Annotated in this window: 13 protein-coding genes, 1 tRNA gene and 5 pseudogenes; 10 read left to right on the forward strand and 9 right to left on the reverse strand. The window is 66.7% G+C overall.

Annotated elements, in window-relative coordinates; translation table 11 throughout:
* Positions 1 to 251: 251 nt before the first annotated feature.
* A complete protein-coding gene (locus AB5T46_RS19175) occupies positions 252 to 1,568 on the forward strand; it encodes an HdeD family acid-resistance protein (RefSeq protein WP_370565710.1) in 1,317 nt (438 codons plus the stop codon).
* Complete coding sequence (locus tag AB5T46_RS19180; protein ID WP_370565711.1) at positions 1,568 to 2,734, forward strand: MFS transporter; 1,167 nt, start codon at positions 1,568 to 1,570, stop codon at positions 2,732 to 2,734. Before AB5T46_RS19175 ends, AB5T46_RS19180 begins: the two co-directional genes overlap by 1 nt.
* 29 nt (positions 2,735 to 2,763) lie before the next feature.
* On the opposite strand, the pseudogene AB5T46_RS19185 reads toward AB5T46_RS19180, so the two are convergent.
* The 3 genes and pseudogenes from AB5T46_RS19185 to AB5T46_RS20510 all read right to left on the reverse strand — a co-directional run.
* A pseudogene (locus AB5T46_RS19185) lies at positions 2,764 to 2,970 on the reverse strand (hypothetical protein); the annotation flags it as partial.
* A 245-nt stretch (positions 2,971 to 3,215) separates the two neighbouring features.
* The gene (locus AB5T46_RS20505; protein ID WP_459558946.1) at positions 3,216 to 3,425 is read right to left on the reverse strand and encodes a hypothetical protein; all 210 of its coding nucleotides are present in this window, start codon (positions 3,423 to 3,425) and stop codon (positions 3,216 to 3,218) included.
* Between the two features lie 40 nt (positions 3,426 to 3,465).
* Positions 3,466 to 3,702, reverse strand: a pseudogene (locus AB5T46_RS20510) (transposase); the annotation flags it as partial.
* A gap of 169 nt (positions 3,703 to 3,871) precedes the next feature.
* Between AB5T46_RS20510 and AB5T46_RS19195 the strand changes: the two are divergent.
* A complete protein-coding gene (locus AB5T46_RS19195) occupies positions 3,872 to 6,406 on the forward strand; it encodes a DKNYY domain-containing protein (protein ID WP_370565712.1) in 2,535 nt (844 codons plus the stop codon).
* Between the two features lie 83 nt (positions 6,407 to 6,489).
* Here the strand turns inward: AB5T46_RS19195 and AB5T46_RS20455 are convergent.
* Together AB5T46_RS20455 and AB5T46_RS19200 are read right to left on the reverse strand one after the other, a co-directional pair.
* Positions 6,490 to 6,750: pseudogene (locus tag AB5T46_RS20455) on the reverse strand (SRPBCC family protein); the annotation flags it as partial.
* Positions 6,747 to 7,280: a methylated-DNA--[protein]-cysteine S-methyltransferase gene (locus tag AB5T46_RS19200; protein WP_370565713.1), complete on the reverse strand. Its 534-nt coding sequence runs from the start codon at positions 7,278 to 7,280 to the stop codon at positions 6,747 to 6,749. The pseudogene AB5T46_RS20455 and the gene AB5T46_RS19200, both read right to left, overlap by 4 nt.
* Before the next feature lie 93 nt (positions 7,281 to 7,373).
* Between AB5T46_RS19200 and AB5T46_RS19205 the strand changes: the two genes are divergently transcribed.
* From AB5T46_RS19205 to AB5T46_RS19225, 5 genes are all read left to right on the forward strand, one after another.
* Positions 7,374 to 7,467 (forward strand) — tRNA-Ser (locus AB5T46_RS19205).
* Between the two features lie 927 nt (positions 7,468 to 8,394).
* Complete coding sequence (locus AB5T46_RS19210; protein WP_370565714.1) at positions 8,395 to 9,435, forward strand: TRAP transporter substrate-binding protein; 1,041 nt, start codon at positions 8,395 to 8,397, stop codon at positions 9,433 to 9,435.
* 56 nt (positions 9,436 to 9,491) lie between these two features.
* Positions 9,492 to 9,911, forward strand: coding sequence for a TRAP transporter small permease (locus AB5T46_RS19215; protein WP_370565715.1), 420 nt, complete (start codon positions 9,492 to 9,494; stop codon positions 9,909 to 9,911).
* Positions 9,902 to 11,188, forward strand: coding sequence for a TRAP transporter large permease (locus tag AB5T46_RS19220; RefSeq protein WP_370565716.1), 1,287 nt, complete (start codon positions 9,902 to 9,904; stop codon positions 11,186 to 11,188). The genes AB5T46_RS19215 and AB5T46_RS19220 overlap by 10 nt, the downstream gene beginning before the upstream one ends.
* A gap of 135 nt (positions 11,189 to 11,323) precedes the next feature.
* Positions 11,324 to 12,835 carry a UxaA family hydrolase gene (locus AB5T46_RS19225; RefSeq protein ID WP_370565717.1) on the forward strand — a complete coding sequence of 504 codons (1,512 nt, stop codon included), beginning with the start codon at positions 11,324 to 11,326 and terminating at the stop codon, positions 12,833 to 12,835.
* A 58-nt stretch (positions 12,836 to 12,893) separates the two neighbouring features.
* Here the strand turns inward: AB5T46_RS19225 and AB5T46_RS19230 are convergent.
* From AB5T46_RS19230 to AB5T46_RS19240, 3 genes and pseudogenes are all read right to left on the reverse strand, one after another.
* A pseudogene (locus AB5T46_RS19230) lies at positions 12,894 to 13,282 on the reverse strand (IS91 family transposase); the annotation flags it as partial.
* Between the two features lie 105 nt (positions 13,283 to 13,387).
* Positions 13,388 to 13,915 (reverse strand): hypothetical protein, encoded by a 528-nt coding sequence (locus tag AB5T46_RS19235; protein ID WP_370565719.1) that lies wholly within the window; start codon positions 13,913 to 13,915, stop codon positions 13,388 to 13,390.
* Positions 13,916 to 14,043: 128 nt separating this feature from the next.
* Positions 14,044 to 14,652, reverse strand: coding sequence for a hypothetical protein (locus tag AB5T46_RS19240; protein ID WP_370565720.1), 609 nt, complete (start codon positions 14,650 to 14,652; stop codon positions 14,044 to 14,046).
* A 527-nt stretch (positions 14,653 to 15,179) separates the two neighbouring features.
* Here AB5T46_RS19240 and AB5T46_RS19245 point away from each other — a divergent pair.
* Complete coding sequence (locus AB5T46_RS19245) at positions 15,180 to 16,586, forward strand: DUF3238 domain-containing protein (protein ID WP_370565721.1); 1,407 nt, start codon at positions 15,180 to 15,182, stop codon at positions 16,584 to 16,586.
* Positions 16,587 to 16,679: 93 nt separating this feature from the next.
* Entirely contained in the window at positions 16,680 to 17,744 is a 1,065-nt protein-coding gene (locus AB5T46_RS19250) for a hypothetical protein (RefSeq protein WP_370565722.1), read from the forward strand.
* A 426-nt stretch (positions 17,745 to 18,170) separates the two neighbouring features.
* On the opposite strand, the pseudogene AB5T46_RS19255 reads toward AB5T46_RS19250, so the two are convergent.
* Positions 18,171 to 18,620: pseudogene (locus AB5T46_RS19255) on the reverse strand (transposase); the annotation flags it as partial.
* Positions 18,621 to 18,742: the final 122 nt, after the last annotated feature.

Below are 18,742 nucleotides of genomic sequence, written 5' to 3' on the forward strand. Positions count from 1 at the left end.
AAACAGCATCCGGTCACGCTGCGGGTGCGTGCATCGGCCAGCGCGTCCTGCGCCTGAAGTTGCGTGCGCTCGGCGTCCAGCTTCCCACGCAACGCTGCGAAGAATCGATCCCGATGTCGTCCCGGAGGCGAACCATCGCCACCGGGATCCCTTCGGCTTCCGCCGCATCCGCAACAACGTCAACGTCACGCTGACGCTCGTCCGACGCAACGCGCTTGCAAACGTACGAGGCCGTTCATAGCATCCGAGCCATGGTCAGGTTGGCGATGTTGCTGGTCGGCGCCAAGGCGTTCCGGCGGATCTGGTGGGCGTTGCCCGTAACAGGCGCCGCCTGGATGCTGCTCGGCCTGTGGCTGATCGCCGACGCCTCCGACGGTGTGCTGGTCGTCACCGCCGAAGTGCTCGGGTTCTTCCTGATGATCCAGGGCGCGGCGGCGGCCTTCTCCGCCGCCGCCAAGCGTGCCAGGGTCCGCACGCTGCTGCTGCTCCGGGCGGGCGGCCTGTTCGTGCTGGGCGTGATGGTCGCCCTGCCCCTCGGCGTGGACCACGGAATACCGGACCGGACCCTGTTCGGACTGGCTTTCCTCGTGGACGGCGCGTTGCGCACCGCATCCGCATACGTGGTCCGCTTTTCCAATTGGCAGTTCGCCCTGGCCGGTGGCCTGGCCGAGATCGGCGTCGCCTGGATGGTCATGGGCAACTGGCCCATCCACCACCATTACACCGTGCCGATGTGCCTGGGCGTGGTGCTGATCGCGTCCGGCTGGAGCCTGGTGAAACTGGGGTCGCAGCTCCGGCGGCTGGCGCCGGGCGCGTCGATCACCTCCCTGCCCTTGTTCGCGGCGCGCGGCTGGTACCAGGCACGGTCCGCACTGCGGCCGTCGAGCGCGGATTCGGATAGCAGCGACCGCGCCGACACGCCCATGACGCTCTACGTATGGACGCCGGTCGGCTCGTCGCAGGATCCGCAGCGGCGGCGGCTGGTCGACCGCTACATCGCCGCGGTCGACGCCAAGGGCGTGATCTCCACCGGGCATTCGGCGTTGGAGTGCCTGCCGGACGTCTACATCAGCCACTATCCGGCGATCGAGATCGACCACTCTCCCGACGACTTCATCAAGCTGCTGCGTGCAGGAACCGAGAACGATGTCCCCGGCGAATGGCAACCCAGTCACGCGTTCGAAGTGGCGCACTGGTGTGAAGCCGACCAGCGGGTGGACTTCGACGTGTACAACCCGGCGGCGCTGCGCGCGTTCTGGGAGATCTACCGCGCCGATGACACCTACAACCTGACCGGCCGCAGCTGCTCGACGGTCACTTCGCTGGCGATCGAGTCGGCGCTCGAAGGCGTGCTGGGCGGCAAGCGCCCGCTGCTGACGTTCTTCCGGCTACTGATCGATCCCAATCTGTGGATGGCGGCGATGCTGCGCCGGCGCGGCGCCACCATGGCCTGGACGCCGGGGCTGGTGCTGGACTACGCGCGATTGCTGAAGGTGATCGTCGCGCGGCGGGCGCCTGCGCGCGGCCGCGCGGCGCCGGCCCAGGCCACCGAGGCCGAGGTGCGCTGATGGCGCGCGCTCCGCGCCCTTCCCGGCTCATTCCGGTCTACATCGGCACTTCGGTCTTCGGCCTCACCTACGGTTTGAGCGCGCCGCTGATCTCGCTTGCGCTGCACAAGCAGGGCGTCGGGGAATCGTTGATCGGCGCCAACGCCGGCATGTACGCGCTCGGCGTGCTGCTGGTGGCGGTCTCCCTGCGCAGGGGACTGGCCGCGTTCGGGGCGTGGCCGGTGCTCGGCGCCGCCCTGCTGCTGGTGGCGCTGACCATTCCGACGTTCTGGCTGGTGTGGTGGATTCCCGCCTGGTTCGTATTGCGCTTCCTGCTGGGCGCGGCGTCGGAAGCGGTGATGGTGGTGACCGAAGCCTGGGTCAGCGAAGTCAGCGAGGCTTCCGCGCGCGCCACCAACATGGCGATCTATACCGCCGCGCTTTCGGTCGGCTTCGCCCTGGGGCCGGCGATCCTCGCTGTCTTCGGCTCCGACGGCGCGGCCGCCTACCTGGCCGGATGCGGGTTGGCGCTCGCGGCGTTCTGCGTGCTGTGGGGGTCGGGCGCGAGGCCCCCGGCCTTCGCCGCCGGAGAATCCGGCCCCGGCTTCCTGGCGACCGCCGCGTCGATGCCGCTGGCATTGGGGGCCACCGCGCTCAACGCGGCGCTGGAGACCTCCGGCCTCTCGCTGCTGCCCATCTATGCGGTCCAGCAGGGCTGGCCGGAGCACGGCGCCATGCTCCTGATCACGGTGCTGATGGTCGGCGCGATCCTGCTGCAGCTGCCGATCGGCTGGCTGGGCGACCGCGTCCCGCGGCCGACGCTGATGCTGGCGCTGGCCCTGGTCTCGATCGCGGGCGCGCTGATCTGGCCTCAGGCGATGTCGCACAGGCCCGCGGCGTTCGCGCTGCTGTTCCTGTGGGGCGGCGCCTTCGTCGGCATCTACACCCTGATGGTCACCGAGGTCGGTGCGCGCTTCCGGGGCGGCGACCTGATCGCCGCCTACGGGGTCATGTCGCTGGCCTGGGGAGCGGGCGCCCTCGCCGGCCCTGTGCTTGCCGGACTGGCGCTGGAGTTCACCCAGCACGGGCTGCCCTACTTCGCCGCGGCGGCGTGCATCGCGTTCGCGCTGCCGCTGGCCTGGTCGATCGCACGCTCCTCTCACGGCCGGCGCCCGCGCGGAGCATAGTGCGGTGGTGCGGCGGGGGGCGTTTCCGACTATGACGCGCTGTCCTGCCGGTCCGGCCCCCGCGCACGCTCGCCGGTGCGGGGGGCGCTCTTTCCGGCCAGGCGCAGCGCGTTGCCGACCACCGAGACGGAACTCAGGCTCATCGCCAAGGCGGCGATCATCGGGCTGGGCAGCAGACCGAATGCCGGATACAGCGCGCCGGCGGCGATCGGCACGCCGAGCGCGAGGTATAGGAAGAATAAACGCCTTTTTTGTAGCAATCACGAGTCATTGCCCGCCCGTTTGCTCCGCGCTTGACTCTGATTGCGGCCCGAATTCTTACCTGGGTTGCCCCCTTTGCAGCCCCCTTTGGCGCGCCTTGCGGCCGGTTCCGGCCTTGTGGCCGAGCCTCAGCCCGCGCAACCGCGCCCTTGGCCGAGCGCGGCCGCGCCGCGGTCCCTACCAGGGCGACGATGTCTTGCGGGCCGTGAGGCGGCCGGGGTCAGTCAAACCGCCGCGCTGGCGCCGGAGCTCGGGGCTCGGGGAACGGCGCCCTGGCCGCTGCGAGATCCTGGCTCCTCAGGCGAGTGAGGATCTTGGCGATCACCGCAGGGGCTTCGATGCAGGCGATCAGCTTGACGGCCCCGCCACAGGCCGGGCAGGTGTCGAGGTCGATCTTGAACACGCGTTTGAGGCGTTGCGCCCAGCGCATGGTGGCGTGCTGCTCGGCCGGGGTGCGATCGTGGGCGGGGGCGGTAGGGAGTTTTCAGGCGATAGCGCAGGTGGCCGTTGGGCAGCAGGGCGAGGCGCTTTTCCGAGACGGCCGGGCGGCTGATGCAACGGCACAGTCTTTCGAGCTTGTCGCGTTGCTCGGCTTTGGCGGCGACGCCGGCATGCAGCGAGAAGCCGGCCACCTGGCCGGGTCCATCGGCACCGGGTGCGGCGAAATCGTCGGCTGGCAGCGTTTGCAGGGTCAGCACCTTGCGGCCCCGGTGGCACGGCGCATCAGACCGAGCGTGCGCTGCACCAGCGGATGGCGGACTTCGAAGACGGGCATGCAGCGCAGGAATCCGCGCTGCGCAGCACCCGCGAGCCCGCACGAAACATTCGCGGCGGGCTTCATAATCGGGTCTTGTGATCCGGCAAGGGAGGAACGGGATGTCCTATCGCATCGAAGGCGGCAAATTGACCTACGCAGGACGCAAGCTGGCTGGCGCGGATCCCCACAGCCTGCGGCTGTTCCCCGAAGTTCCCGAATGCGCAGCCGACGCCAACGCGGTGTATTGCTACGGCCGCAAGACCGCGCTTGACCCCGCCACCTTCCAGGTGCTCGGTGGGCGCTACGCGCGCGATGCGGACACGATCTGCCACCTCGGCGAGCAGCGGCTATCGGTGATCAAGGGCGCCGATCCGGCCACATTCGAGTCCCTGCGCGGCATCTATGCCCGGGACGCGAAGCAGGCGTACGCGCACGGCCTTGCACTGAAGGCGGCCGATGCCGCCGCATTCCGTGCCCTGGCCGACAACCTGGCCGTGGACGGCCGCCGCATTTACCTCGACAAATCCCCCGAGCGCCTGGATCTGCGCGGCTATGACCTGGATCGCCTGCGCGGCGCGCCCCTAGACGATGGATATTGGTATCCAAGGGCTTGGTTCCTGGAATACGACGGCAAGCTGTTGCATCGGTTTTACGACAGCGACGCCGGTCGCGTCCGTCTGGGTGAAGTCGAAGGCGCCGATTCGGCGAGCTTCGTCTTCCTGTCCCGTACCTATCAGCGCGACGCACGCCGGATCTACTGCGGCTTCAGGCCCTTGCGCGAAATTTCGGGCGAAGCATCGGTCCGCGCGGTCGGTGACGACGCACTGGTGGTGGACGACGTGGTGTATTGGCGGGACAACGTGCTGGAAGGCGCCGACGCCGCCACGTTCGCCGTGGTCGATCGTGACAATCGTTACCGCGATGCGCATTGGCTCTATGACGAGCACGGCCGGCGCCTGCAGCCGGTGCCGAGCGCAATGGATATCGATACTGCGCTGGAGGCACTTCTGCCGCAGTTGGTGGCGGTGGCGTTCGGTCTGCTCGATCGCAGTCTGCTCTATCACGTCGACGGCAGCGAAGAGGACAAGTTGCCGATGTCGGCGCCGCCTGCATTCGCCTGGCATCGCGAAGGCGCGCGGATCGTGCTCAATTCCGGCGAAGTGGAGATCGAGGGCATGCTGTCCGATCTGCGCCGGATCCTTGGCCGCGCCTGGGCCGCGTTGCGCGCCAATGACGGGAAGACGGCTGGTTGGCGCCTGGAAACCCGGCCCTGGGCCGGATCCGGGAGGGGCGACCAGTTGCTGCGCGCATTGATCATGGCGCTCGCGCCGCAGCTGGCCGAAGCCGCGGCGGCGCTGCATAGGGTGGGCGAGCGTGAGGAAGCGGAATTGCTGTTCGCGCAGATGCTGGCCCAGGACTTCCTGCCCAAGACACACGAAGCGGCGATCGCCGTGCAAGTCCCCATCGAGGTGCACGCACGCATGCAGAGCGTCCGCGAGACCCGGCTCAGCATCAGTCGCAGCACGTACCTGTCCGGCGGCAAGGAGCTGATCGCGCGCGCCGACTGGGCCGCGCCCGACCCGCTGCTCCGGCTGATGGCGCTGCAGTTTGCCCACGATCTCATCTCCGGCACGGGCAACATCGGCGGCTTCCTCAAGCACGTACTGCCGCCGCTGCGCGCGCGCCTGCCCGACGAGGACAGGCCGGCGGTGCGCACACAGCTGCTCGCCTGCCTGGAATCGGCGGTGGCGCATGGTTTCGTTGGCATCGAAACCAGTTATCTGCAGCTGCATGCCGACCTGCGCCCGCTGGTGGAAGCGCTGGTCGTCGAGGGCGTCAACCCGGAACTCAACCTGCTGCGCCTGTGGGAATGCTGCGAGGCCGCCGACGATGACGCCGCTGCGCAAGCGGCCTGGGAACACGCGCAGGCGCTGCTCGGCGAGCATGAACCGCTGCCGCCGATGTGGAGCGGCCTGCACGATGCCTTCGGCAATGCCGCGTTCTGGCGCATCGGCGGTTGGCTGCGCCTGGCCCAGGTGTTGCCGACGCGCACGCGTTCGCAGTACTGCCTGGAGCAGGCATGGCGCGAACTCGACGCATTGCGCTCCACCCATGGCCGGCATGAGGCGTTGGACGGCTATGCCTACAGCTGGGTGGAGGCGGAAAGGGCATGCGAGCGGCTCGGCATCGAATCCCCTTATGCCACGCCGAAGCCAGGGAACGTGGTGATGAAAAGCCAGGCGAGAGAACAGGCGCACAAGGCGCCGTGGAAGGCACGCGGCAATGTGCAGCGGCAGCGGGCGGGCGTGTTCGAGGAAGTGCCGCGGCTGAACCTGCAGGGTTATGCGTGGTACCGCTTCCTCGGCAGCACGGGTACGGCACAGGCGGGCGCCGTGCTGGGCATCGAATGCTTCCTGGACGGCGAGCCGTGGGGGCGCCGCCTGGAATGCGCCTTGCGTGTCACTTCGCCCGACGGGCAGGTGCTCGAGTTCACCAGGCAGCCCTTCGATCTGGGAATCAAGAGCGGCACGTACGTTGCCCTGCGGGAATTCGGCGAACCCGCTCCGGCGGGGAAGTACCGGCTGGAGCTGTCGTTTCCCGGCGTGGCGAAGTTGAAGCAACAAGTCGTGACCGCAGAGATCGAACTCGCATAAGCGATGCCGTCGACGTCTCGACTCATGACATTGAGTGCAGTCAGCCCCTGGTCGTCATCCCGGCGAACGCCGGGATCCGGTCCGGCATAGGTGAACGAGCGATCCGCATCAGAGTGGGCTTCCAAGCGCTGGCGCAACCACGTCTCTCCGTAGAGGAAGCGCCGCACAGCGCCGACTTCGTCTCCGCGCTTGCGGTCCTCGATGATGCTCTCGGTGACGCCCTCGATGTAGCGGGGATAGTCGTTGAAATCCCGGATCAATCTCCAGGCCTCGTTGGCCGACTGGTCCAGGACGCTGCTGTAATATGCTCTATGTGGATATTCCCTAGTCATTGTCGAACTCATGTCACGCGCTCCCGGTTCATGAGCTTCCTCTTGCGTTGCACGCCCCAGCGATAGCCCGCGATCGAGCCATCCGCCTTGATCACCCGATGGCAGGGGATGACGACCGCGAGCACATTGGCTCCGCAGGCAGCGCCGACATCCTGGGCAGTGGCCGCCAATGGCAAGGCCCTGGCGATCTGGCCGTAGGTGGTGGTCTGGCCGGCCGGAACCTCGCGGAGCGCCTGCCAGACGGTTTGCTCCAATGCCGTGCCTCGAATGTCGAGCGGCAGGTCCAATCTGCCATGCGGCGCATCGAGGAAGGCGACGATGGTCGCAACCGTGTCCCTGAGCGCCGTTTCCGTGTGGGCAAGGCGCGCCCGGGGGAAGGCGTCGGCCAGGGCGCGGCGCAACGCGTCGCGGTCGTCGCCCATCAGGATCGCGACGACGCCTTTGATGCTGACTGCGACGAGCACAGCGCCCAGCGAGAATGTCCCGAATGCGAAGCGGATGTCCTCCGTTTGCGATTCCGGCCGGTCGATGACTGCGTTCATGACGAATGCCCTTCATCTCTTGTGAAGGAGCACTCTCGCATCGCCTCGAAAGGACCGCACTCCGGTCCTTGCTTTCAAATCCGGACAGCGTCGGCCCTCTGTGGCGGAGTGGTAGACGCGCCTGACTCGAAATCAGGTGGCCGATACGGCCGTGAATGCGCAAATCAGGGTCCGCAAATCAGGGGCAGAGTCGACTTTCTTGCTGACCCGAGGAATGGAAAAGTCCACTCTGACCCGAATGGCGCTCGAATGGCACTTACTTAAGGTTCTTTTGCCCGATTGCGAGATACCACAGCCCTGCGTCGCCGCTTCGTAGGAGCGCGCCATGCGCGCGATACCGGCGACGTCTCCGGTCCTGGTCATCAGCGGCCCCGCCGCGAACCGGAAGGCGCGCCGGTAGACGGAATCGCATGGCGGCACAATGCCCGCGGCATCGCGCGCATGGCGCGCTCCTACGGATCTCCGGCCGTGTGCCTGGACCGCCCGGCCGATGCCTTGCATGTCGACGTAAACAGGCAAAAGAACCTTAAGTAGGCGCGATTCCACTCTGAGAGCTGAACCCGGTACGGGCGGCGCTGGCCGAGGCACCGGAGCGGTACCGGTGGTCAAGCGTGCACGGGAATCTCGGCGTGCTGTCCGATCCCTTGCTCGCGCCGCACCCTGTGTTCCTGGCGCTGGGACACGATGCGCGCAGCCGCGGACGCGTCTACCGGCAGTGGCTGATGCAGGGGACGGACCCGGACGACCTTCGCGCGATACGGAACTATCTCGCCCAGGAACGAGCGTTGGGGAGCGCCAGGTTTCAGCGGATGGTGGAAAAGGCGTTGGGACGGGCCGTGGGCTGGCGATCGCCCGGGCGGCCGGCGCGAGCGCGGGTGGCCGACGCTTAACTTGCCCCGTCCCTTTTCACTCAAGCAGAGGTTATGGTGACTGTCGCCCTGATTCAGAAAATTCACTGCAGTCATGACGCGACGCCTCGAGCTGCATCCCGACCGCCTGCTCCCGCCCGATCCGGCCGTGCGCGACATCGCCCGGCGGCCGCACGGCAAGGTCGCCAGCCTGCCCATCACTCGCCTACAACCTGCCACGTCGCGCCTGCGAACTGGATATCAACATGCTGACGCGGCGTGAGCTGCTGCTGGCGCCGCTCCTCCTCATGGCCTGCCAGCGCAAGACAGGCGGCAGCCAGCGCCCGCTCTTCGCCGCCGAGACGCACCCCGAAAGCTACCCGACGACCAGGGCGCTGCACGCCATCGACCGCATCCTCGCCGACCGCACCGGCGGCGAGATGCGCGTCCGCGTCTATTCCGGCGGCCAGCTCGGCTCCGAAGCGGACACGCTGGAAATCACGATCTTCGGCGGCCTCGATCTCAACCGAGTCAATCTCGCGCCGGTGAACTCGATCGTGCCGGAGACGATGGTGCTGGCGCTGCCGTTCCTGTTCCGCTCTGTCGCGCATTCGCGCGCGGCCTTCGACGGCGCGCCGGGGCGCGTCATCCTCGACGCGATGACGCCGCACGGATTGAAAGGACTGTGCTACTACGATTCCGGCGCGCGCTCCTTCTACAACACGCGCCGACCGATCCGCACGCCCGACGACATGCGCGGCCTGAAAGTGCGGGTGCAGAACTCGAACATCTACGTCGCGATGGTGCAGGCGCTCGGCGCCAACCCGACGCCGATCCCCTACACCGAGGTGTTCCAGGCGCTCGTGCAGGGCGTCGTCGACGGCGCGGAGAACAACTGGCCGTCGTACGAAAGCTCGCGCCACTTCGAAGTCGCGCGCCACTACAGCATGACCAACCACGTGCTGGCGCCGGAAGTGCTCGTCGCCTCGATGCACACCTGGGAGAAGCTCGACCACGCGCAGCGGGAACACCTGCAGGCGGCGGTCGACGGCTCGGTGCCGATCATGCGTGAGCTGTGGGACGCGCGCGTCGAGGAATCGCGCAGGCGCGTGCTGGAGGACGGCATCGAGCTGGTCGAGGACGTCGATCACGACGCCTTCGCAAGCCGCATGCGCCCGGTGTGGGACCGTTTCCTGACGACGCCGCGCCTGCGCGAGCTCGCCGATCAGATCCAGGCGCTGGACGCACCTCCCCCCGCAGAAGCCCGCCATGCAGGCGACCATGCGCCTCGAGGAAACCAGCAATGATTGGTGCTCGCATCAGCCGCTTCATCCGCTGGTTCGCAGGCTTCGGCCTGCTGCTGATGACCGCCGTCATCGGCTGGCAGGTGTTCGCGCGCTACGTGCTGAACGACAGCACGACGTGGGCGGAATCGGCAGCACAGTTGCTGATGATCTGGTTCGTGATGTTTGCGGCCGCCGCCGGCGTGCGCGAAGGCTTCCATATCCGCATCGGCGTGGTCGCGAACGCGCTGCCGGGGAAGTGGAAGACAGCGGTCGACTTCGCCGCGCACGCCGTCGTCGGCCTGTTCGGCGCGTCCATGGCGGTGTGGGGCACCGACCTGACGCTCGCGACCTGGGAACACGTGATCCCGGCGCTCGGCCTGCCGCGCGGGGTCGCCTACCTCCCGATTCCGCTGGCGGGCCTGCTCATCTTCGGGTTCAGCATCGAACACATCGTCACGGACCTGCGCGGCCGGGAGATCGATCCGACATGGAACTGACCGTGCTCCTGGTCACGCTCGCGGTGCTGCTGATCATCGGTGTCCCGGTCGCGTTCGCGCTCGGCGCCGCGTCGCTGGTCACATTCCTCCTGCTCGACATCCCGCTCGTCGTGCCGTTCCAGCGCATGGCGGCGGGCATGAACATCTTCGCGCTCATGGCGATCCCGTTCTTCATCTTCGCGGGCGACCTGATGCATCGCGCCGGCATCGCGGAGCGGCTCATCAGGGTGGCCGACGCCGCGCTCGGCCGTACGCGCGGCGGGCTGGGGCAGGTGACGGTCGGCTCGTCGATGCTGTTCGGCGCAGTGTCGGGCTCGGCCATCGCGAGCGTGTCGGCGATCGGCTCCGCCCTCGGGCCGATGATGCGCGAAAAGGGCTACGACGGCGACTACGTGGTCAACGTGTCGGCGACCTCGGCGATCACCGGCCTGCTGATCCCGCCGTCGCACAACATGATCATCTACGCGGCGGCGGCGAGCGTCAGCGTCTCGATCGCGGACCTGTTCGTCGCGGGCATCGTCCCGGGCATCCTCGCGGGCTTGCTGCTGATGATCGCGGCGTACATCGTCGCGGTGCGCCGCGGCTATCCGCGCGGCCAGTTCCCCGGGGTGCGCGTGTTTCTGATCGCATTCGCCGCCGCCGTCCCGGGGCTGCTTGCGGCGCTGATCATCGTGCTCGGCATCCTGTTCGGCGTGTTCACGGCGACCGAGTCCTCCGCGATCGCCGTCGTCTACACGATCGTGGTCGCGTTGTTCGTGTACCGCTCGCTGACCTGGGAGCGTTTCGTGCAGGCGACGACCGCGGCCGTCCGGACGACGGCGATGGTGATGATCGTCATCGGCACGGCGGCGGCGTTCGGCTGGCTGCTGGCGATCCTGCAGGTGCCCGAGCAGCTCGCGTCGCTGCTGAAGAGCATCAGCGAGGATCCGCTCGTGCTGCTGCTCCTGATCAACCTGGCGCTGCTGATCCTCGGCACCTTCATGGACATGGCGCCGCTGATCATGATCACGACGCCGATCTTCCTGCCGCTGGCCATCCAGCTCGGCATGAATCCGGTGCAGTTCGGCATCATGCTGATCCTGAATCTCGGGATCGGCCTGGTGACGCCGCCGGTGGGCTCGGTGCTCTTCGTCGGCTGCGCGATCGGCCGGATCCCGATCGAGCGGAGCGTGCGCACAATTTGGCCCTTTTATCTCGCGCTTCTGGTAGCACTCGGGCTCGTCGCCTACGTGCCGCAAGTGTCCTTGTGGCTGCCCGGGCTCGTCAGTGGGCAATGAGCGCCAAACGACTTCAGTACTCGAGCCCGGCAAACTCCGAACAACCCCGGTCCGGGAGTAGAGTAGCGAAGGGTTCCCGAAGCCAGAAGGAATCGCGGGCCAATTTTGAGACACGTTGCAACCAGGTTGCCCACCATGACCCGAATGTCCTTCCTCCATCTCCACCCGACCGACAACGTCGCCATCGCCACGACCGCCCTCCCGGCCGGCACCCGCCTGTCCGACTTCGCGCTGACGACGGCCGCCGACATCACGGTTGGTCACAAATTCGCCACCACGGCCATCGCCAAGGGCCATCCCGTCCTCAAGTACGGCCACTTCATCGGCGCCGCCACGCAGGACATCGCTGCCGGCGACCACGTGCACACCCACAATCTGGCCTTCGCAGAACACGACGCATCGCCGGTTGCCGCGAGGCGCGCCTGGACTCCGGGCACCGAGGAACACTTTTTCCAGGGCTACCTCCGCCCCGACGGCCGCGCCGCCACCCGCAACTACGTCGGCGTCATCGCTACCGTCAACTGTTCGGCAACGGTCGTGCGCAAGGTCGCCGAGCGCTTTTCCGGCGATGCGATGGAGCCCTGGCCGCAGGTCGACGGCGTGGTGCCGGTCACCCACGCGACCGGCTGCGGCTTGGCGTCGACCGGCCCCGGCATCGAACTCCTGCAACGCACGCTGGGCGGCTTCATCGATCATCCGAACTTCGCGGGCGTGCTGGTGATCGGCCTGGGCTGCGAGGTGAACGACGTCGAGCGCCTGCTGCAATCGCAGAACCTGACGACCGGACCAAGGCTCCGCACGATGACCATCCAGGACGCCGGCGGCACGTTGAAGACCGTGTCGATGGCGGAAGGCATCGTGCGGGAACTGCTGGAGGAGGCGGGGACGGCGCGCCGCGAGCCCATTCCGGCGTCGGAGCTGGTTCTGGGGTTGCAGTGCGGCGGCTCCGACAGCTTCTCCGGTATCACCGCCAACCCGGCGCTCGGATTTGCCGCCGACAGGCTGGTCCGCGCCGGAGGCACCGTCATCCTCGCGGAAACACCGGAGATCTACGGCGCGGAGTCGCTGCTGTTCGAGCGCGCCGAAACCCCGCAGGTCCGCGAGGACCTGCAGCGCCTGCTCGACTGGTGGGAAGACCACACCGCCAGACACGGCGCGAGCCTCGACAACAATCCGTCGCCGGGCAACATCGCGGGCGGCCTCACGACCATCCTGGAAAAATCGCTCGGGGCGGTCGCCAAGTCCGGCTCCTCGCCGTTGCGCGGCGTCTACCGCTACGCCGAACGCATCGACCAGCGCGGCTTCGTGTTCATGGACAGCCCAGGATACGACCCATGCTCGGCCACCGGAGAGATCGCGTCCGGCGCGAACATGATCTGCTTCACGACGGGACGCGGCTCGGTGTTCGGCGCGAAGCCGGCGCCCAGCCTCAAGCTTGCGACCAATTCGGAAATGGCGCGACGAATGGCGGAGGATATCGATTGCGATTGCGGGAGCATCCTGGAACGTACCGAGACGCCGCAGGAAAGTGGGGCGCGGATATTCGACCTCATCCTCGCGACCGCGAGCGGCAGGAAGAGCGCAAGCGAGGTGAGCGGATTCGGTGATCTCGAATTCGTGCCGTGGCAATTGGGCGCCGTGCTATAGGTTGCCGGAGCCGCCCTGCACGGACGGCGATGCCATGCCCTCGACCGGGCGGCGGGTGTCAGTCAAACAGCCGCGCTGGCGGCGGTGCCCGGGGCTCGGGGAACAGTTGCCTGGCCGCTGCGGGATCCTGGTTGCTCAGGTGGGTAAGCATCCTGGCGATCACCGACGGGGCTTCGATGCAGGCGATCAGCTTGACGGCCCCGCCACAGGCCGGGCAGGTGTCCAGATCGATCTTGAACACGCGCTTGAGGCGTTGCGCCCAGCGCATGGCGGCGTGCTGCTCGGCCGGGGGCGGTCGTGCGCTTCCTCGGGCACAGCCGCCAGCTGGCTTCCCCGGCCCCGCTGGGCGGGGGTGACGAGCGCACGGTCACGGCTGTTGGGGGCAAAGACGCCGTGAAAGCGGGTGAGGTGGACTCTGGGTGGGGGCACCAGGGCGGCCAGCTTGCTGCTGGGCGGTTGGCTGCACGACCGCTTCGGCAGCTCTACTTGGCTGTACATCGGTTCGATGATGGTCGGGCTGGCAGCGCAAGCTCTGTTCTACAAAAGGCCGCGCTACGGGTCCCCGAGGCGCGGGCGTAATTCCTCGACGATCGTATCGATGTTGTTCGGGGTCACCTTCCAGCGGGAGGGATCGTCGTACTCGAAGTCCGCCTGCACCTTGAGCGACCTGCGATTGAACTGGAACAGCATCTTGATCATGCCCTTGTCGCGTTCCAGCCGCAGCCATTCCCGATAGGCGTCGACGGCGGGCCTGACGTATCTCGGACGCAATGCGAACGGATGCGAGGGCCCACCTTGCTCGTAGGCGTAGCCGTAGGTTTCATTCACGCTGCCATCCTCATCAAACCCGAAGACGATGATCACCTCGTCCCAAGCCAGCTCCTGCAAGTCCTCGCCCTGCGCAACGACGCGGGCGATCTCGCTCATGTACTCCAAGCTGCGGCTCGCTTTCGCCTCTTCGGCCGACTGGAGCCCGGCATTCTGTTTCGCGGATTGTCCGCCATGCGCGTGACCGAGGCCGATACTGCGCGCTAGCGCACCGATCAACGCGCATGTCCGTCGCCATATCGTCATCTGCATGTCCTCCATGAAAGCCCGGAGGCTGGGTGTCTGCACCCAGCAGAAGATTCATCGTCGGATGAGCTGGGTGCAGAGCACCCAGCCTCCGGGTTCTCATTGTTGGGGGAGCTGGGTGCGGAGCACTCAGCCTACTCTTCGCCAACGCCGTATTTCTCGCGATACTCCGCCTCGAATCCCTCTCGAATGCGGTTCATGCGTTCGATGTCGCCGCCGCCCGCAGCGCGTGCCATTTCTTGCACCCAGCGCCCCGACTCCTGCGAGAACTCGTAGACGGTCAGGTCGTGCTCCTTCAGGACCTCCTGCGGATCCTTGCCGGCCTGCGTCGCGACGGTGAGATGGGCCTGGACCCGCGCGTAGTCCTCGAAGGTCGCAAGCTTGCCTTGCAGGCGTGGATTGTCGCCCGCTTCCGCGAATCGGCCGACCGCGGGATCGGCGAACACCTCGCCGTAGCGTTGGTAGGTATAGGAGCGCGGGTCCCGCTCCTTGAGGGCCTTCGTGAACGCCGTGTTCGCCTCGTCCCATTGCGACTTGTCGACTTCGAGCGTCTCCAATACGCCATCGAGTGTCTGCTTGTTCGCCAAGCGTGCGTTGCCCGCCGCCCATTCGTCGAAAGTGATGCCGTTGACTGGTTGCGGCAACCTGGGATCGGCAGGCGGCGACTTTTCATCGGCGCAAGCATTCAAGGCCAGCAGCAACAACGCCGCAACGGCGCCATAGCGAAGAGCTTGCAGGTCCATTTTCGATCATCTCCTCCTTAGTCGTTGGTGGGATGATACCCGCCGCCGACCGCAAATCCAGGAAAGGTTTTCCGGCCGGACATCAACCAAGGGTATAGCACGCACAGGACATGCTCAGCTACGAGCTGGTGCCAGCCTGCGCCCCGTGCGTGCATGGGCGATAACCCATAGTTGATACCGATTCGGAAACCAAAAGTCTGTGCCGATTTGGGGCAGTGGCTGCCGGCGGTGCGCGGCCTGGCGCACAGCCAGTTCGTCGGCCGCAAAGCGCGAAATCGACGGCCTCGTCTGCATGCGAACGGTCGCGCCCCGAGGAGACGCCTTCTCCTGCGGACCAATGCATTCCCAGGCCGAGGATCCCAAGAGCACCAGAATCATTTTCGTCTGACCTCGGGTTTACCCGAGGCTGCGGTGCGCCACGAACTCGCTTATACCTAAGTCACGGGTGTCGCGACCGTCGTGGGATCGATGTGACGCGCGCAACTGATCCGCATGGCCGCAGGCCCAGAACGAGATGAGGTAACTCAGTGGCATTGACGATTGACAGTCACGGCAGAGACGTCCAGACGCAGCGGGAAATCGCGCGGCTCCGAGCGGAAGCGCTGGCCACACCAGAGGAGGGGCCGCAGGCTCATCCGGTTACGCCAGTGTCCTCTGGACTGGTCGAACTTCCCGCGTCAATCGACAGGAGGCCTCTGGCGACCCCAGTTGCCTCCACGCCGGCCGAACCGCTGCCTCCTGCAAGCGACTCCGGCTCCGCGCAGCCCGTCCTCTCGGTCGAGGTCAATGCGTTCATACCCGATGCGCAGATCTCCACCCCGTTTTACGTGCCCGACGGCGGCACGTTCATCGGCGATGGCCGCCAGGTCGGCGAGGACGGCACCCAGCGCACGCAACAACAGATCCTGATATTCGCCGATCCCACCCAGCCCAGCGGGTACCGGGTTGAGTTGCCGGCCGATGTCGGACTCACCCAGCGTGTCGACGACGATGGCAATGTGGTCGAAACAGGGGAGGCGCCACTGAGCGGTCTGCAGGCGGAAGTCACCGAAGTCCGCGAAGACGGCACGATCGTGGTGACGATGACCGGACAGGCCGCCGATCCACTGGTTACCGGTGCACCGGGTCTGAGCTACGACATGGTGGTGGAGATGAAGCCCAACGCGGACGGCACCTGGACCGTCACGTCGTCCGGCAAGCATGACTCCTTCCCCGGGTACGAAGTCTTAGCGACGGTGGGCAACGGCGAGCAGCAGGTGGTGTACGGCTACGACCCGGGATACAACGGTGCCGGCGCGTTAAACCTGCTCGAAGGCGAAGGCGGCCTACTGGGCCTGATCTGGGGCGACTCGCGCGTGAACGCGGAAGGCTCGCTCACCCTCGGCGCCGAAAGGCTGACGCCCGAGACCTTGGTCGCGCGCCACACTACCAACGGGGTCGTCGACACTGAAGCGCTCGGCTCAGACTTGGCCGATTCGGCCGAGGCGGGTTCTGTAGACCCCGCATTCGTCGAGGAGGTATTCGCCGCCTTGCCCGAGGATCAACGTAGTGCTGCTGCGAATGCGTTTTTCGACGGCCTTTCCAGGACACCCGGTCCTGGTGGCGGGCCGGCTCACGATGAATACATCGGGCTCGCGCTCACTCCAGCCGGCATGGAAGTAATCCTTGCGGTGGGACAGCACGCACCGGGCCGCCTTGCATCCGATGAAATCCTGTACGCGTTCGGCCTGCACAATCGCGAAGCCATGTACGGCGGCGACGTGGCGGCCATCGATGCGGCATCAGCCTACCTGCAGGCGCTGGGCGACAATCCCGAAGCGCAATACAACTTTGCGCACCTGACGGATCCGCTGTACGACGACGAGACATCGGGGCTGGCGTCGACGGCCGAAGGCCGGGCGCTGCAAGAGCAGATCAACCGCATCCTAGGTTGATTTGAATTTCCGAATGCCGCCACCTACACCGACGTCAAGGACAGCTTTCCCGCGCTCACCACCGTCGACGGCTGCAGCTACCCAGGCTATGCCGTGTCCGGAAATTCCAACAACTGGATGTACAAGGACGGCGACACCTTCGCCGCCCTGATCGAGTCGTACTCGGTCGCCGAACGCGGCGGCTGCCCATGCCCTGAAAAAGTTCCAGCTGGTTCGGCAGCTTCGCAAGGATCTACCACAAAAGGAGCATGGACGATGACAGACACCTCCGGCGTTTCCGGCGGTTCCGGCAACAACGGCGCCAGCGGCAGTTCCAGCAACCACGACGCGAGCAGCGAGGCTTCGGCCCAGGACGCGCAATCGTCTGCATCCGACGCCGCGGAAGCGGCCAGCGAAGCGGCGAACGCATCGAACACTGCCGACGCCCAGGCCGCAGCCGACCGGGCCGCCGCTGCGGCGGACCAGACGCAGGCGGCGGCCGATGCAGCCCAGGCGGCGGCGCAGGCGAATCCCACAACCGAAAACCAGGCGCAGGCAGCAGCGGCCCAGGCTCAAGCGACTGCGGCGCAGGCGCAAGCCACCGCCGCCCAAACGGCGGTGGATGCGACGGTCGCCAATGCGACTGCCCAGGCGAATCCCACGGCGGACAACGTTGCCGCGGCGCAAGCCGCTGCGGCAGCCGCTAGTGCCGCTGCTACAGCTGCTATCTCGGCACAAACGGCAGCCGATGCACTGTCGAACGCGGTCAACGGGGTGCCTTCCGCAATCGCCGCGGCGCCGATCGACCTATCGATCTCGCCCAGTGTGAGAGCCCAGCTCACGGCCTCGCCTCTTGACGGGCTGTCAGTGGAAGTCCCCGGTCTGCTCAATGCCAAAGGCCAATTGATCGACACCTGCGGTCAGGTCGTGCAATCGGCTTCAGTCAACCGTGGCGTGCCCGCCGATGAAACGGACTTTGCCAAGACGATGGAGCATCTCGATCGAATGGTGGCTGGCCCCATCTCCGGCCCGGTTTATTCCGCCAGCTTTGCGCGCGCATTTGCCGACGGCACCCTGAGCGCCGAGGATGAGAAGCACCTCGACAACGTCCACGCTGTCGGGGAGATCGTCGACGGGGTTTTCGAGCATCATCAGCAGCGCGCCGAGGAAGGGGGCTAGGGCGCCCGGCCCTGACGCTGCCTCCGGCTGCCGCCTGTACAGAGGCAAAGCAGGCGCCGGAAAAACAGGACTCACTGGAGTGGGCTGCTACCGGCCAGCGCCCTGCTTCTATCCTGATCACGCAATCCGCAAGTTGATCATCCAAAATCGGTTTGCCGATACATTCGTCTCGGGGGTATAGGAAGAATAAACGCCCTTTTGTAGAAATCATCGAGTCATTGCCCGTCCGCTTGCCCCACGCTTGATGCCGATTGCAGCCCGAATTCCTACCTGGGTTGCCCCCTTGCAACCCCCTTTGGCCACCTTGCGGTCGGTTCCGGCCCTGTGGCCAAGCCTCAGCCCGCGCGGCAGCGCTCTTGGCCGAACGCGACCGCGCCGCGGTCCAAACCAGGGCGGCGATGTCTTGAGGGCCGCGGGCGGCAGGTGTCAGTCAAACAGCCGCGCTGGCGGCGGTGCCCGGGGCTCGGGGAACAGGGCCCTGGCCGCTGCGGGAGCCTGGTGTCCCAGGTGAGTGAGGATCTTGGCGATCACCGCAGGGGCTTCGATGCAGGCGATCAGCTTGACGGCCCCGCCACAGGTCGGGCAGGTGTTCAGGTCGATCTTGAACACGCGCTTGAGGCGTTGCGCCCAGCGCATGGCGGCGTGCTGCTCTGCCGGAGTGCGGTCGTGGGCTTCCTCGGGCACAGCCGCCGGCTGGCCGCCCCGGCCCCGCCGGGCGGGAGTGATGAGCGCACGGTCACGGCTGTTGGGGGCAAACGCGCCGTGGAAACGGGTGAGGTGGACGCGGGGCGGGGGCACCAGCGCGGCCAGCTTGGCGATGAAATCCAGCGGCTCGAAGATCACGTGGGTGGTGCCATCGCGGTAGGGGGTTTTCAGACCGGCCGTTACGCTCCGGCGGCCAGGCACCACACTGCTCGCACGCTGTCTCGGCGCGGCGCGCTGGCCCAGAAGCGTTCCGTCGGTGCTTAGCAATCCGCTCCAGCGCTGAGGCTCCTCGC

The organism is Luteimonas salinilitoris (assembly GCF_041300785.1).
Taxonomy (GTDB): Bacteria; Pseudomonadota; Gammaproteobacteria; order Xanthomonadales; family Xanthomonadaceae; genus Luteimonas; species Luteimonas salinilitoris.

Excerpts from the sequence above, each read along its gene's own strand:
- AB5T46_RS19210 (WP_370565714.1), top strand. The coding sequence starts at position 8,395 with ATGCTGACGCGGCGTGAGCTGCTGCTGGCGCCGCTCCTCCTCATGGCC.
- AB5T46_RS19220 (WP_370565716.1), top strand. The coding sequence starts at position 9,902 with ATGGAACTGACCGTGCTCCTGGTCACGCTCGCGGTGCTGCTGATCATC.
- AB5T46_RS19215 (WP_370565715.1), top strand. The coding sequence starts at position 9,492 with ATGACCGCCGTCATCGGCTGGCAGGTGTTCGCGCGCTACGTGCTGAAC.
- AB5T46_RS19180 (WP_370565711.1), top strand. The coding sequence starts at position 1,568 with ATGGCGCGCGCTCCGCGCCCTTCCCGGCTCATTCCGGTCTACATCGGC.
- AB5T46_RS20505 (WP_459558946.1), bottom strand. The coding sequence starts at position 3,425 with ATGCGCTGGGCGCAACGCCTCAAACGCGTGTTCAAGATCGACCTCGAC.
- AB5T46_RS19240 (WP_370565720.1), bottom strand. The coding sequence starts at position 14,652 with ATGGACCTGCAAGCTCTTCGCTATGGCGCCGTTGCGGCGTTGTTGCTG.
- AB5T46_RS19195 (WP_370565712.1), top strand. The coding sequence starts at position 3,872 with ATGTCCTATCGCATCGAAGGCGGCAAATTGACCTACGCAGGACGCAAG.
- AB5T46_RS19225 (WP_370565717.1), top strand. The coding sequence starts at position 11,324 with ATGACCCGAATGTCCTTCCTCCATCTCCACCCGACCGACAACGTCGCC.
- AB5T46_RS19200 (WP_370565713.1), bottom strand. The coding sequence starts at position 7,280 with ATGAACGCAGTCATCGACCGGCCGGAATCGCAAACGGAGGACATCCGC.
- AB5T46_RS19235 (WP_370565719.1), bottom strand. The coding sequence starts at position 13,915 with ATGCAGATGACGATATGGCGACGGACATGCGCGTTGATCGGTGCGCTA.
- AB5T46_RS19175 (WP_370565710.1), top strand. The coding sequence starts at position 252 with ATGGTCAGGTTGGCGATGTTGCTGGTCGGCGCCAAGGCGTTCCGGCGG.